Below are 14,672 nucleotides of genomic sequence, written 5' to 3' on the forward strand. Positions count from 1 at the left end.
CACTACTCCACGTGAGATGACGATCGCTGCAAGTAAACTCCCACGCCGAGCAGGATCGTCCACAGCCCCCACGCCGTACTCCCGATGAGTCCGGCCGCATCCCACACCGGGAACCCGGGCACCGCAGTCGCGAGCACATCCCCTTGGTTGGCCAGATAGAGCAGACTCGCGACCAGCCCCACCCAGCCGATCCACCGCGGCAGCACCGCCGACCGCAGTACAAGCAGACTGACGAGGATGCTCCACGCGATCGCGAGCACCTGTCCCAGATGCTCACCCAGCAACGCCCCGCCGTACTGATGCTGCGCGGTCCACGCGGCCGCCGCGGCGCTGTCCCCGTCCACATACGCGTGAGCCAACGGTGGTACGACGAAAACCCAGCGCAGGAAGCCGATCAGCGACAGCAGCACCGACACGGCCCCCAGTGCGGTCGCCACCCGCAGCAGCGTCGAGTCCGTGCGTTTGATTGCCTGCGGCAACATCAGGATCGGGATCGCCAGCAGCCCGTACGTCCAGGCGGTGGCGAACCAGGTCCAGGTCAGCCCGGCGCCGCCGTCGACGTACGACCTCAGGACCTTGTCGGCCGGCTCCCGCAGGATGTCCGGCCAGTCGAAGGTCGCGGACAGCACGCTCGCGGCGACGGCGAAGCTCGCGGCGGAGATGACGAACAGGATTCCAGTAGTACGGCGCATGGCCCCTCCCAAGAAATTGTACGGTGTACAGAGATAGTGTGCACGTAATTCTGTACGCTGTCCAGAGATGGCTACGAGAGGGCGGCCCGGGCCGCGACGAACCCTGACCGAGGACGAGCTCCTGACCGCCGCGCTCCAGCTCCTGGACGAGGGCGGTCAGGCGTCGATCCGTGGCATCGCGGCGAAGGTCGGCGTCGCGCCGAACGCCGTCTACACGTACTTCCCTGACAAGTCAGCCGTCGTCGCGGCGCTGGTCGAGAAACTGCTCGGCGACGCCGACAGCGGCGGCTTCGCCGACGAGACCCTGCCCTGGCGGGACCGGATCGAGGCGCTCGCCCTCGACGTCCGCACGAACCTGGTCGCACATCCCGGCGCCGGCGCGCTGCTGATGAGCGGTCCGATGGACGGTCCGCGTACGACGGACCTCAACGAGCGGCTGCTCGGTCTCCTCATCGACGCCGGCATCGATCCGGTCGAGGCGGCGCGTTCGACGTACCTGCTGATCGTTTACGTCCTCGGATCGATCGCGCTGGAGGTCTCGGACGAGACCGATCCGGGCCCGCTTCCGTCCGAAGATGTCCGTGTCGCGCGCCGTCGCGCCACCTACGAGCAGATCCCCGCCGAGGTCTTCCCGCGCTCCGCCGCAGCGGTCCCCACCATGGCCCGATTCGTCACCACCGAGCAGTACCTGTGGGGTCTGCACCGCATCCTCGACGGCATCACGGGCGACGAGTGAACACTCGCACTCAAAACTCCTACCGATGAGGTCTCCAACGTCGGAGGTGGCTACTGTCGTCAGGTGCAGAAATGGCCAGGTCGTCCTTACCCTCTCGGTGCCACGTACGACGGCGCCGGGACGAACTTCGCGCTGTTCTCGGAGGTTGCCGAACGAGTGGATCTGGCGCTGGTCGCTGACGACGGTGCCGAGCAGCTGGTGCAGCTGACCGAGGTGGACGGTTTCGTGCACCACGCTTACCTGCCGGGGGTGCAGCCCGGGCAGCGGTACGGCTTCCGCGTGCACGGCCCGTACAACCCGGCCGAGGGCCACCGGTGCAACCCGTCCAAGCTCCTGCTGGACCCGTACGCGAAGGCGATCGACGGACAGATCGACGGGGACGAGTCGCTGTTCAGCTACCGGTTCGCCAAGCCCGACGAGCTGAACACGATGGACAACCGCGAGCACACCATGCTCTCGGTGGTCACCAACCCGTTCTTCGACTGGAGCAACGACCGCCCGCCGGGCCACGCGTACCACGAGACCGTCATCTACGAGGCGCACGTCAAGGGCCTCACCAAGACGCACCCCGGCCTCCCGGAGAACATCCGCGGCACGTACGCCGGTATCGGGCACCCGGCAACCATCGAGCACCTCAAGGAACTCGGGGTGTCGGCGATCGAGCTGATGCCGGTGCACCAGTTCGCCCAGGACGGCCACCTGCAGGAGTTGGGCCTGTCCAACTACTGGGGCTACAACACGATCGGCTTCTTCGCGCCGAACAACGCCTACTCGTCGACCGGCACCCGCGGGCAGCAGGTGACCGAGTTCAAGGCGATGGTGAAGGCGCTGCACGAGGCGGATATCGAGGTCATCCTCGACGTGGTCTACAACCACACCGCCGAGGGGAACGAGTACGGTCCGACCCTGTCGTTCAAGGGCATCGACAACGAGGCGTACTACCGGCTCGTCGACGAGGACAAGCGGCACTACTACGACACCACCGGCACCGGCAACAGCCTGCTGATGCGGCACCCGCACGTGCTGCAGCTGATCATGGACTCGCTGCGCTACTGGGTCACCGAGATGCACGTCGACGGTTTCCGCTTCGACCTGGCGGCCACCCTGGCCCGCCAGTTCCATGAAGTCGACCGGCTGTCGGCGTTCTTCGACCTGGTCCAGCAGGACCCGGTGGTGAGCCAGGTGAAGCTGATCGCCGAGCCGTGGGACGTCGGTGACGGCGGCTACCAGGTGGGCAACTTCCCGCCGCTGTGGACGGAGTGGAACGGGAAGTTCCGCGACACCGTGCGGGACTTCTGGCGTGGTGAGCAGTACACGCTGGCCGAGTTCGCCTCCCGGCTGACCGGCTCGTCGGACCTGTACCAGGACGACAGCCGCCGGCCGCTGGCGAGCATCAACTTCATCACCGCCCATGACGGCTTCACGCTGCGCGACCTGGTCTCGTACAACGACAAGCACAACGACGCGAACGGCGAGGGCGGCAAGGACGGCGAGAGCCACAACCGCTCCTGGAACTGCGGCGTCGAGGGCCCGACCGACGACCCCGAAGTACTGCGACTGCGCGCCAACCAGCAGCGCAACTTCCTCACCACGCTGCTGATCTCGCAGGGCGTGCCGATGATCGCCCACGGCGACGAGCTCGGCCGGACGCAGCTGGGCAACAACAACGTGTACTGCCAGGACAACGAGCTCGCCTGGGTCGACTGGGAGCTGACCGAGCCGCAGAAGCACCTGCTGGAGTTCACTCGCTCCGTAGTCCGGTTGCGCAACAACCATCCGGTGCTGCGCCGGCGCCGGTTCTTCCACGGCGACACCGGCGTCGACGGCCTCGGTGACCTGGTCTGGTTCACGCCCAAGGGCACCGAGATGCAGAACGGCGACTGGCAGCAGAACGACGCCCGCGCGATCGCGGTATTCCTGAACGGCGATGCGATCTCCGAGCCGGACCCACGCGGCGAGCCGGTGGTCGACGACTCGTTCCTCGTGCTGATGAACAGCAACTACGAGCCGGTTGACTTCCTGCTACCACCGGAGGAGTACGGCGAGAGCTGGACAGTCGCTGTGGACACCACGAGTGCCACTGGCGGGGCGAGTGACGAGCCATACGTCGCCGGCAACACCATCCAGTTGGAAGCCCGCAGCACGCTCGTACTCACCCGCCCGAGGCAGGCTGCCGGATGAGGGGGGTCCCGCAGGCCACCTACCGGTTCCAGCTCCGCGCGGAGTTCGGCTTCGACGCCGCCGCCGCGGTAGTCCCGTACCTGCAGAGCCTCGGGATCTCCCACGCCTACCTGTCCCCGATTCTCCAGGCCGCGCCCGGTTCCACCCACGGGTACGACGTGGTGGACCACAGCCGGCTGTCCGAGCCGATGGGTGGACTGCCGGCGTTCGAGCGGCTGTCGGCGCGGTTGGCCGAGAGCCGCATGGGTGCGATCGCGGACGTCGTACCCAACCATGTCGCTGTTCCGACACCGGCCAGCTTGAACAAGGCGCTCTGGTCCGTACTGCGGCTCGGCCCGGGTTCGCAGTACGCGGAGTGGTTCGACGTGGACTGGGGCTCGGGTAACCAGCCGCTGCTGATGGCGGTGCTGGGTCAGCGGATCGGCAAGGTGCTGGCCGACGGCGAGCTGTCCGTGGACAACGGCGTACTGCGGTACTACGAGCACGAGTACCCACTGCGCCCGGGGACCGAGGACCTGCCGATCGCCGCACTGGTGACGGAGCAGTGGTATCGCCTCGCCCATTGGCGGGTCGCCGACGAGGAGCTGAACTACCGGCGCTTCTTCGACGTCGACACCCTCGCTGCGATCCGTCAAGAAACACAGGAGGTCTTCGACGCGACCCACCAGCTCCTGCTGGCGTTGCTGAACGACGGCAAGCTGAACGGCTTCCGCATCGATCACCCGGACGGACTGGCCGACCCGCGCGGCTACCTGCGCCGACTGGCCGAGCGGACCGGCGGTGCGTGGGTTGTAGTGGAGAAGATCCTCGAGGGCGACGAAGAGCTGCCCAGCGACTGGCCCTGCGCCGGCACCACCGGGTACGACGCTCTCCTGCGCGTCGGCGGCCTGTTCGTCGACCCGTCTGGTGCTGCACCCCTCGCAGCGCTGCACTCCGAGCTCACCGGTGCTCCAGCCGATTTCGGACCGGTCGTGGAGGAGGCGAAGCGCGAGATCGTCCAGCACGGGCAGTACGCCGAGGTGCATCGGCTGGTCGAGTTGCTGGCCCGCATCTGCCAGGACGACGTACGACTGCGTGACCACACCAGGCGGGCGTTCCACGAGGTCGTAGCTGAGCTGCTCGTCCACTTCGACGTCTACCGCGCGTACGTCGTACCAGGGGAGGAGCCGTCGCCGACAGCGGTGGCCGCGCTGGAGCGGGCGGCCGAGAAGGCGCGGGAGAACCTCGACGAGGACCGGCAGGCCACGTTGGACGTCGTACTGCATCTGCTGCTCGGTCGGGAGACCAGCACGATCGACGAGCGGGCTAGGGCCGAGCTGATCGTGCGCTTCCAGCAGACCTGCGGTCCGGTGATGGCGAAGGGCGTTGAGGACACCGCGTTCTACCGCTGGTTCCGGTTGACGTCGCTGAACGAGGTCGGTGGGGACCCGGAGCACTTCGGTGTCACTCCGGAGGAGTTCCACGCGTACGCGACCCAGCTGAACAAACACTGGCCCAAGACGATGACCACGCTGTCGACTCACGACACCAAGCGATCTGAGGACGTGCGTGCGCGACTCGGTGTGCTGTCGGAGCAGCCCGCGGCGTGGTCCGAGGCGGTCCGCGAATGGCGCCGGCTGTCGGAGGATCACCGCAATCCGTTGCTGGACGGCAGTACGGAGTACCTCTTCTGGCAGACGCTCTTCGGCACCTGGGACGACGGACCGCTCGCCGAGGACCGCCTGCAGGCCTATCTGCTCAAGGCGATCCGCGAGGCCAAGCGCACCACGTCCTGGACCTCACCGGACGAGGAGTACGAGCAGACGGTCGCTGCCTTCGTCACCGCAGTCCTGCACGACGACAGCGTCCTCGACTCGGTACGCCGCTTTGCCGACGACCAGACCGGCTACGTCAGGGCAGCCACGCTGGGGCAGAAGCTGGTGCAGTTGACGATGCCCGGCGTACCGGATGTCTATCAGGGCACCGAATTGGTGGACCTGTCCTTGGTCGACCCGGACAACCGCCGGCCGGTGGACTACGAGCGGCGTATCGCTCGGCTGCAGCATCTGGACGGCGGTGGCAAGCCGGAGGACCTGTCCGACGAGAAGCTGCTGATCACGTCACGTGCACTCCGCATCCGGCGTCAGTACCCGCAGGCCTTTGCCGGCAGCTACGCACCGCTGCCGACGTCCAACGGACATGCGGTCGCTTTCGCCCGTGGCGACGCGGTCATCACCGTGGCGACCAGACTGCCCGCCGCACTGCAGCGCCTGGGTGGCTGGGGCGATAGCGCAGTAGTGCTGCCGAGTGGGCAATGGAAGAACGTGTTGACCGGTCGCGAGGTCGGTAGTGGTGCTGCCAGGATCGAGGACCTGCTGACGGATCTGCCAGTGGCCCTGCTGGTCAGGAGCTGACGCATGCACACCTTCCGTGTCTGGGTGCCTGAGGCAACCAACGTCGACCTGGTACTGCGCGACGGCGTACTCCCGATGCGCGGGAGCACCGACGGCTGGTGGGAGCGGCACGTCGTCGAGGCGCACCACGGCACCGACTACGCGTACTCCGTCGACGGCAGCGACCCGATGCCCGATCCGCGCAGCCCGTGGCAGCCGGACGGCGTCCACGGGTTCAGCCGGGTCTTCGAGCCGGACCGTTTCGAGTGGAGCGACGACAACTGGACCGGGCGGGACGTCGGCGGGTCCGTCTTCTACGAGCTGCACCTGGGCACCTTCACCGCAGGCGGCACGCTGGACGCGGCCGCCGAGCACCTGGACTACCTGGCCGTGCTGGGCGTTGAGGTGGTCTCGCTGCTGCCGGTCGCCGCGTTCCCCGGCGTACAAGGCTGGGGGTACGACGGTGTGGACCTCTACGCAGTCCATGAGCCGTACGGCGGACCGGAGGCACTGCAGCGGTTCGTCGACCGGTGCCATGAGGCCGGACTGGCCGTTTGTCTCGACGTCGTCTACAACCACCTCGGTCCGAGCGGAAACTACCTCGCCAGCTTCGGTCCGTACTTCACCAACCGCCACTCCACCCCGTGGGGCCCCGCGGTCAATCTGGACGACATAGGCAGCGCAGAGGTACGCCGGTGGATCTGCGACAACGCACTGCGCTGGTTCCGCGACTTCCACGTCGACGCGCTGCGGCTGGACGCCGTACACGCGCTGGTCGACGACAGCCCGACACATCTGCTGCAGCAGCTGTCAGAGGAGACCGCAGAGCTCTCCCGTGAACTTGGGCGGCCGCTTGGGCTGGTAGCCGAGTCCGACCTCAACGATCCGCGCACCGTCGAGCCGGTGTCCACGGGTGGGATGGGTATGACCGCGCAGTGGAGTGATGACTTCCACCATGCGCTGCATTCCTTGCTGACCGGCGAGCGCTTCGGGTACTACGTGGACTTCGGCGACCCTGCTGTGTTCGCGAAGACGCTGACGCGGGTGTTCATGCACGACGGGACGTACTCGACGTTCCGCGGCAAGATCTGGGGTCGGCCGGTCGATCCGCGGAAGGAACACGGCGGCCAGTTCCTCGTCTACACGTCGAACCACGACCAGATCGGCAACCGGGCGCTCGGCGACCGGCCGGCACTGACGCCGGGGCAGCTCGCCATCGGCGCCGCGCTGGTGCTGACGTCGCCGTACACGCCGATGCTGTTCATGGGTGAGGAGTGGGGCGCCTCGACGCCGTGGCGGTTCTTCACCGACTTCGGCGAGCCGGAGCTGGCCGACGCGGTCCGGACCGGGCGGCGCCGGGAGTTCGCGGACTTCGGTTGGAGCGCCGACGAGATTCCGGACCCGCAGGATCCGCAGACCTGGCGGAGCTCGGTGCTCGACTGGTCGGAGCCGGACGAGTCGCCGCATCACGAGTTGCTGACCTGGTACCGGCACCTGATCACGTTCCGGGCGCGGATGCCGGAGCTTCGCGATGACCGGCTCGAGTCCGTCGGGATCTCGTTCGACCCGGCCGGGAGCTGGCTGGTGGTGACGCGCGGCAGCCTGCGGGTGGTGGCGAATCTGGCCGCGGAGGACGGGATCGTGCCGGTCGACGGGCCCCCGGAGTACCTGGTGATGGCATTCGGCAGGGCCGAGCTGGCCGACGCCGGACTGTGGTTGCCCGGTCACGGCGTCGCGATCGTCTCCGTCTGAGACTTTCCAACGCTGCACATTTGTGGGGCAAACCAACACAAGCAGGCGTTCAAGCGTGTTGATCGATGGTGATTTCTGGAATCGCTTGTCTGTCGGGGTTGTCGTGACGGACTGTTGATGGGCCAGCAGGGGACGGGGGGTTTTAGGGAGGCCGGATGACTGTCGGAGGAGTCGACACTTACTACGATTACGAAGAAAAGCAGTGGAAGAGCCGGAGGCTGGGCGGCGGACCGATCCGTCGAGGCCCGGTGTGCCCGGCCCCACGTACTGCGGACCACGCGGTGCACGAAACCAAACCGGACCGACGCCGCGACCACGAAGCACCGAAACACACACTGAACTGACAATTCCGGTGGCAGGGCCCGCCAGACCAGGTCACCGTTTCTGCACAGCCCGATGAGCGGCCGTCGTCCGCGAGTCCGACGGCCGTTTCGGCACGTCTGCCGACGCCGGGGGTCGGGTCGCGTTGGTCCTTCACCCGGTGGCAGTGAGCCCGTCGTCGACCGGCAGCCAGCCGCGGTCGGCAGCTTTGACGCCGGCCTGAAAACGGCTGCGGGCGCCGAGGCGGTTCATGACCCGGGCCACGATCCGCCGTGTCGTCCGGACCGAGATGTCGAGGTGTGCCGCGACCAGCTCGTCGGTCGCGCCGAGGGCGAGCAGCCGGAGCATCTCCTGCTCACGCACCGACAGGTCCGCCCGGTCCGGCAGCTCCGGGCCGGCCAGCGGTACGGCGTCCGGCCAGATCCGCTCGAACAGCTCCAGCGCTGTCGTCACGACGCTGGTCAGCCGCAGTACTGCGATGTTGCCGTTGCCGGTGTCGGCAGGCAGCACGACCACCGAGCCGTCGACGACGATCATGTCCATCGGCACCCGCGGGATCGTGCGGACCGCGACTCCGGCCAGCGACAGCGCGCCGAGGTGCCGGCCGAGGGCGGGCGTCGTACGGGCTCGGTCCGGGTGGATGGCTCGGTAGCGCACTCCGCGCCTGACCTCGCGCGGGTTGAACGCGGGCGCGGCCGGGGTGAGCGTGCTCATCGCGACCACCTCGTTCTGGGCGGATGCGAGCAGCTCGGCGATTCCGCCGTACGCGGGTTTCTGTGCGCCGGGGACCGGTACCAGGGAGAGCTGACCATTCATGGCACCCACGATCGCGGTGGGCGATGACATAACGATGACATCGCCGGACGGACCGGGGTTCGGCGGTGGTACGGCGTCGGTCGAACGTGACAGGCCGGGGTCCGGAGCGGTGTGGTTTCCGCGTCGCATAGAGTGACATCTGTCTCGAGAGGAAGGGTTCCGCGCGATGGCTGACGCAAACGAGCAGGTGGGTTCGGCGTACCCGTTCGACACCAGTAAGCCGAGCATCGCCCGGACGTACGACTACTTGCTCGGGGGCAAGGACAACTTCGCGGTGGACCGCGCGTTCGGGGACCGGTTCATCAACGAACTGCCCGGCTCGCGGATGATCGCGTACGACAACCGCGGCGCGCTGATCCGGGCGGTCCAGGAGATCGTCACGAACACGCCGGTGCGGCAGTTCATCGACCTCGGCAGCGGCCTGCCGACCGCCGACAACGTGCACCAGGTCGCCCAGCGGTACGCACCGGACGCAAAGGTCGTGTACGTCGACAACGACCCGATCGTGCTCGCGCACGGGCGCGCTCTGCTCGCGGAGAACGACAACACCACCGTCATCCAAGCCGACCTGCGCGAGCCGAAGGCGATCCTCGAGCATCCCGACACCGTGCGGCTGATCGACTTCGGCAACCCAGTCGGCGTGATCTTCAGCGCCACCCTGCACCACGTGAACGACGACGAGGACCCGGCCGCCATCGTCCGCTTCTGGCGCGACCACATCGCCTCCGGCAGCCACGTCTTCATCAGCCACTTCCGCAGCGAGAACGACCCCCGCAGCCAAGAACTCGAAGCCGTCCTCCAGGGTTCCCTGGGCCGCGGCCGCTGGCGTACCGACGACCAGATCCTCGCCCTCTTCGGCGACGGCTTCACAGTGCTGGACCCCGGCATCGTCCCCGCCTCCGAATGGCGCAACGACGACACCCCCGAAGACCCCAACGACTACCAACGCCTGATCGCAGCAGTACTCGCCCGCAAGAACTAGCTCGTACTGCGGCAGCGCCCGCGGTGGCCCCGTATTTCTTAGGGTTTGACGGCTCGGGTGGCGAAGTAGCCGGGGAGCCAGCCGGCGGTGGCGTCGGCGTGGTGGGGGGCTTCGTCGAAGGCGGTGATTACGAAGCCGGCGGCTAGTTGGCCGCCGAGTTGTTCGGCCATTGTGTGGCTGTACTCCAGGGGCGCGTTGGCTCCCCACAGGCGCTCGCGTTCCTCGGCCGGGACATGCGTGAGGTCGCTGTACGGCAGGCGGTGGCGGACGATCAGTTCGCCGCGGGTGTCCATGGCCTCGTTGTCGAACAGGTACACGTCAGGGTTGAGGAAGCCGCACAGCAGCGTGCCGCCCGGTCGCAGTACACGGAAGCACTCGCGCCACACGGGTGCGAGCTCGGGTACGAACAAGTTCGACACCGGGTTGAAGACGAGGTCGAACGAGGCGTCGGCGAACTCCGACAAATCGCGCATGTCGCCCAGTACCGTGCGCAGCTCCAGACCCTCGCGCTCCGCGACCAGCTGATCCTGTGCGAGCTGACGCGGCGAGTTGTCGAAGACCGTCACCCGCGCGCCGGCCGCGGCGAGCGTCGGGCCTTGCTGCCCGCCGCCCGAGGCCAGGCCGAGGATGTCCACATCGGACAGGTCCGCGGGGAACCACTCTCGGTCGACCGGCTTGTACCCGATGAGCACGACGGACCAGTCACCGGCGCGTGCCCGTGCGACGGTCTCGGGAGTGATCGGGCGCGACCACTCGTTGCCGCTCTCGACCTGAAGGTCCCACGCCGCACGGTTGTGCGCTACCGGATCAATGCTCACGCGCTTACGGTAGCGCCCCGCTCCAGTCAATAAACCGCAGGCGTTCGCGGTCGTGAGCGTTCATGATGTTCAGAAGGCCCGCGCGGGTCGGCGAGGAGATTCATGCGTAGTGCGATCTTGAACGTCACCTTTGATTGTGGCGATTCCGCAGCGGTCGCGCGGTTCTGGAGTGCGGTGACGCGCTGGCCGGCGGAGAAGGTCGAGATGCCGGGGAATCCGTTCTGGGTGGTGGCTGACCCGGAGCGGGACGGGCCGCAGCTGGTGTTCGTCGAGGTGCCCGAGCCGAAGGGCGGGAAGAACCGGGTCCACCTCGATCTCCTGCCGCAGGGCGGTTCGCAGGACGACGAGTTCGCCAGGCTGCAGGCGCTCGGTGCGGTGGTCGTCGACGATCGTCGTACGGCGGAACCCGGCGGCTGGATCATGATGGCCGATCCCGAAGGCAACGAATTCTGTCTCGAACCCAACGACTGATCGAAGGAGAACTGTGGAGGCGTCCGAAGGTGCGCGAGCGATGGATACGGCGAAATGGATCGCCTCGTCCAACGGCCTGGTGGTTGAGGAGGCGGTAGTACTCCACAACTCGAACAAGCTGGCGCTGCGGCTGTTGCCTTGTGACGTGATGGCGCGGGTGGCTCCGGTCCACGAGCAGAATGCGCAGTTCGAGGTCGACATCGCTCAGCAGTTGGTCGAATTCGGTAGTCCGATGGCCGCGCTGGAGCCTCGCGTGGAACCGCGGGTCTATGAACGTGACGGCTTCGTCGTCACGCTGTGGACGTACTACGAATCCGTGGCAGGTGAGCTGATTCCTGGCGAGTACGCCGACGCACTCGAGCGGCTGCACGCGGGCATGCGCAAGATCGACATCCCGTCGCCGCACTACACGGATCGGATCGCGGAAGCCCAGGAACTCGTGGCGAACCGCGAAAGTACTCCGGATCTCGCCGACGCAGGCCGGGACCTTCTCGACAATGCCCTGCGATACCTGCGACGTACGATCGCCGACCACCACGCGTCCGAGCAACTGCTGCACGGCGAACCGCACCCGGGCAACCTGCTCAACACGAAGCAAGGCCCGCTCTTCATCGACCTCGAGACGTGCTGCCGCGGCCCGGTCGAATTCGATCTCGCCCACGCACCCGAGGAAGTCACCGCGCACTACCCGGAGGCCGATCAAGACCTGGTCGACGTCTGCCGCATCCTCGTGCTCGCGATGGTCACCACCTGGCGCTGGGACCGAGCCGACCAGTTCCCCAACGGCCGCCAACTAGGCCTCGACGGCCTCGACGAGCTACGAGAAGCGCTCGACGGAGTCCTTTAGAGCTGGCTGAGAGCTGCCCGCAGGAAGGCGTCGCGTCTAGCGGTGGCCTCTGGGTTGTAGAGGGTCGTTGGGGTGTTGAGGGCGGCGACTGCGTCCCAGTACGGGATGTCTGTGGCCGGCCTGCCGGAGGCTGACTCCCAGGCGTCCACGATGTGCTGGGGTGTTGCGCCGTACGTGATGGCTATCTGCTTGCGGAGCTCGCCGAGATCTACGCCGGGGTTGCCGACGCCGGCCGTCTTCCAGTCAATCAGGGTGCAGGTGCTGGTCAGGTTGCCTGGCCAGACATCGCCGTGGACGAAGACGGTTTCGCCTTGCGGCTGGGGGAGGCTCTGGATCAGCTCGTCTGCTTGTCTGAGGAGTGGCGTCGTCGGCAGGTTGCCCAGGCGCCGGTCCCTGGCGAAGTCGTCGACCGCAATCGGGCGTGTGCGCGACGGCAGGTGAGGGCTGGGCTCCAGCCGGATCGCGTGGACTCGCGCGAGTGCAGCACCGGCAGCGCGCAGCCTCGCGACGGGCAACGTTCGCGGCCAGTTGGTGTTGCCAGAGGCAACAGTCTCCAGGGTCACGCAACGGTCGAGGTCCTTCGCAACAAGCCGCGGAGCCCGCACCCCATACACTTCGGCAACCTCGAGCGCAGCCGCACCCGTAGCAATCAACGCCGCATCGATACGCGGCGTGAGCGAACGCAGTACGAACTGCCTCTCACGACCACCAACGTCGACACCGACCCGCCAAGGCCCCTGGTCGTCGTGCAACGCCTGCACCGACCTGATCGCGCCCCCGATCGAATCGGCGACCCACTCCAACGTCCGCTCGGTCGGCTCCGCGCCGCCTGCAGTTCTACCCTTCCCGCACTCGGAGAGAGTGCCAGCTCAGAGGGAAGGGGGCAAGCCGAAGGTGGTTGGGCAGTTGTTCGAAGCTGCTGGACGTGACCAGGCTCGCGACGCTGTCTCCTTGATCAGGTGTTGAAGTCGGTGCTCCGGCTGAGGGGCTCCCAGGCATCGGCCTCAGCGCGAAGCGCGTCGAGTGCAGCGCGGAAGCCGTCGGAGGTGTCGTTGCCGAGGAGCAGCATGTACGGCGGGTTGTCGGACTCGACCGCCTGGATCAACGCGCTCGCAGCCTTCGCCGGATCGCCCGGCTGCTTCGCGTGCCCGGTGTCGTGTTCCTTGCGCCGCTTGCCTGCGGTGTCGGCGTAGTCGGCGATCGGTACGGCGGACTGGGTCAGGGACCGGCCGGCGAAGTCAGTGCGGAAGCCGCCCGGCTCGACGACCATCGCGGTGATGCCGAGCGGCTCCACCTCCTTGCGCAACGACAAGGTGAGCGCCTCGACCGCAGCCTTGACCGCCGAGTAGTAGCCCGAACCCTCAGGGCAGATCCGCGCACCGATCGAGGACAGATTCACGATCGTGCCGGTACGCCGAGCACGCATCCCAGGCAGCACGGCCTTGATCGTGCGCACCGTACCGAACACGTGCGTCTCGAACAGCCGCCGTACCGCATCGTCCTCGCCTTCCTCTACAGCGGCGCGATACCCATAGCCGGCATTGTTCACGAGTACGTCGACGCCGCCGAACCGCTCCTCGGCCGCGCCGACAGCGGCCGTGACCTGGTGGTCATCGGTGACGTCGAGTGGAAGCGGCAAGGCCGTATCGGGGTACTTCTCAGCGAGGTCCTGCACCTGAGCGACCTCGCGCGCGGTGACGACAACATTGTGGCCGCGGTCGAGGACGGCCTCGGCGAAGGCGCGGCCGAGTCCGGTGGAGCAGCCGGTGATGAGCCAGGTGGTCATGTGATTCCTTCCTAGATCCTGCGGCTGCCGAGGGAGCTGACCATGGCTGGGTCGCGATGGTCGAAGAACAGGCTGTCGCCGGTGTCGAGCGTCGCGATCTGCTTCAGCTCGTCGTCGGTGAGGACGAAGTCGAAGATGTCGAGGTTCTGGGCCATCCGGTCCGGGCGGACCGACTTCGGGATAACGACAACATCCCGTTGGACGAGCCAACGGAGTACGACCTGAGCGACCGACTTGCCGTGCACCTCGGCGATCGCAGTGAGAACCGGATCGGTGAACAGGTTGTTGCGGCCTTCGGCGAACGGCCCCCAGGACTCGATCTGTACGCCGCGTTCGCGCATCAACTCCTGATCGCCGACGCGCTGGTGGAACGGATGCGTCTCGACCTGGTTCACAGCCGGGGTGATCTCGTTGTGCTCGATCAGGTCGACCAGCCGGTCAGGGTGGAAGTTCGACACCCCGATCGCCCGGGACCGGCCTTCCTGGTAGAGCTTCTGCATCGCGCGCCACTCGCTGTAGTAGTCGCCGAGCGGCTGATGGATCAGATACAGGTCCAGGTGGTCGAGCCCGAGCTTGCGCAACGACGTGTCGAACGCGCGCAACGTGTCGTCCTCGACGCTGCCGGTCGGGGCGTGCTGGATCCACAGCTTGGTGGTGACGAACAGGTCGTCACGAGGCAGTCCGCTGGCAGCGATCGCGGCGCCGACGGCTTCCTCGTTCAGGTACGACGCGGCGGTGTCAAGGTGCCGGTATCCCGCCTCGAGAGCGGCTTCGACCGCGGCCTGGGTCTGATCCTGCGGGATCTGGAAGACCCCGAAGCCGAGGATCGGCATCGTGACGCCGTTGTTCAACGTGACGGTCTGGGTGGTCATGCGTCCAGCGAACACCCATCTCTGTC

The 14,672-nt window shown here is 67.1% G+C and carries 13 protein-coding genes; 7 read left to right on the top strand and 6 right to left on the bottom strand.

Going from position 1 to position 14,672, the window contains the following annotated elements; translation table 11 throughout:
- Positions 1 to 2 precede the first annotated feature (2 nt).
- Positions 3 to 692 (bottom strand): DUF4386 domain-containing protein, encoded by a 690-nt coding sequence (locus tag FDA38_RS01765; protein ID WP_137252307.1) that lies wholly within the window; start codon positions 690 to 692, stop codon positions 3 to 5.
- A gap of 67 nt (positions 693 to 759) precedes the next feature.
- On the opposite strand from FDA38_RS01765, the gene FDA38_RS01770 reads away from it, so the two are divergent.
- The 4 genes from FDA38_RS01770 to treZ all read left to right on the top strand — a co-directional run bounded on the left by FDA38_RS01770 (position 760) and on the right by treZ (position 7,733).
- Positions 760 to 1,428, top strand: coding sequence for a TetR/AcrR family transcriptional regulator (locus tag FDA38_RS01770; RefSeq protein ID WP_137252308.1), 669 nt, complete (start codon positions 760 to 762; stop codon positions 1,426 to 1,428).
- Positions 1,429 to 1,491: 63 nt separating this feature from the next.
- On the top strand, positions 1,492 to 3,609 hold the full coding sequence (glgX, locus tag FDA38_RS01775) for a glycogen debranching protein GlgX (RefSeq protein ID WP_137252309.1): 2,118 nt from the start codon (positions 1,492 to 1,494) through the stop codon (positions 3,607 to 3,609).
- On the top strand, positions 3,606 to 6,002 hold the full coding sequence (gene treY, locus FDA38_RS01780) for a malto-oligosyltrehalose synthase (RefSeq protein WP_137252310.1): 2,397 nt from the start codon (positions 3,606 to 3,608) through the stop codon (positions 6,000 to 6,002). Before glgX ends, treY begins: the two co-directional genes overlap by 4 nt.
- 3 nt (positions 6,003 to 6,005) lie before the next feature.
- Positions 6,006 to 7,733, top strand: coding sequence for a malto-oligosyltrehalose trehalohydrolase (treZ, locus tag FDA38_RS01785; RefSeq protein WP_137252311.1), 1,728 nt, complete (start codon positions 6,006 to 6,008; stop codon positions 7,731 to 7,733).
- 474 nt (positions 7,734 to 8,207) lie between these two features.
- Here the strand turns inward: treZ and FDA38_RS01795 are convergent, their stop codons facing one another.
- Positions 8,208 to 8,870, bottom strand: a complete 663-nt coding sequence (locus FDA38_RS01795; protein WP_137252313.1) for a helix-turn-helix transcriptional regulator — start codon at positions 8,868 to 8,870, stop codon at positions 8,208 to 8,210.
- Between the two features lie 166 nt (positions 8,871 to 9,036).
- Here FDA38_RS01795 and FDA38_RS01800 point away from each other — a divergent pair, with 166 nt between their 5' ends.
- Positions 9,037 to 9,852 (top strand): SAM-dependent methyltransferase, encoded by an 816-nt coding sequence (locus FDA38_RS01800; RefSeq protein ID WP_137252314.1) that lies wholly within the window; start codon positions 9,037 to 9,039, stop codon positions 9,850 to 9,852.
- Between the two features lie 38 nt (positions 9,853 to 9,890).
- Here the strand turns inward: FDA38_RS01800 and FDA38_RS01805 are convergent, their stop codons facing one another.
- Positions 9,891 to 10,670: a class I SAM-dependent methyltransferase gene (locus tag FDA38_RS01805; protein ID WP_170989554.1), complete on the bottom strand. Its 780-nt coding sequence runs from the start codon at positions 10,668 to 10,670 to the stop codon at positions 9,891 to 9,893.
- Positions 10,671 to 10,772: 102 nt separating this feature from the next.
- On the opposite strand from FDA38_RS01805, the gene FDA38_RS01810 reads away from it, so the two are divergent.
- Positions 10,773 to 11,141, top strand: a complete 369-nt coding sequence (locus tag FDA38_RS01810; protein ID WP_137252316.1) for a VOC family protein — start codon at positions 10,773 to 10,775, stop codon at positions 11,139 to 11,141.
- Between the two features lie 40 nt (positions 11,142 to 11,181).
- Entirely contained in the window at positions 11,182 to 11,988 is an 807-nt protein-coding gene (locus tag FDA38_RS01815; protein ID WP_137252317.1) for a phosphotransferase family protein, read from the top strand.
- Here the strand turns inward: FDA38_RS01815 and FDA38_RS01820 are convergent.
- The 3 genes from FDA38_RS01820 to FDA38_RS01830 all read right to left on the bottom strand — a co-directional run bounded on the left by FDA38_RS01820 (position 11,985) and on the right by FDA38_RS01830 (position 14,646).
- The gene (locus tag FDA38_RS01820; protein WP_202877520.1) at positions 11,985 to 12,791 is read right to left on the bottom strand and encodes a phosphotransferase family protein; all 807 of its coding nucleotides are present in this window, start codon (positions 12,789 to 12,791) and stop codon (positions 11,985 to 11,987) included. The two genes, FDA38_RS01815 and FDA38_RS01820, sit on opposite strands and share 4 nt — an antisense overlap.
- Before the next feature lie 152 nt (positions 12,792 to 12,943).
- A complete protein-coding gene (locus FDA38_RS01825) occupies positions 12,944 to 13,774 on the bottom strand; it encodes an oxidoreductase (RefSeq protein WP_137252318.1) in 831 nt (276 codons plus the stop codon).
- 11 nt (positions 13,775 to 13,785) lie between these two features.
- Positions 13,786 to 14,646: an aldo/keto reductase gene (locus FDA38_RS01830; RefSeq protein WP_137252319.1), complete on the bottom strand. Its 861-nt coding sequence runs from the start codon at positions 14,644 to 14,646 to the stop codon at positions 13,786 to 13,788.
- Positions 14,647 to 14,672 lie beyond the last annotated feature (26 nt).

Origin of the sequence: Kribbella jiaozuonensis, from assembly GCF_005233875.1 — a bacterium.
Lineage (GTDB): Bacteria > Actinomycetota > Actinomycetes > Propionibacteriales > Kribbellaceae > Kribbella > Kribbella jiaozuonensis.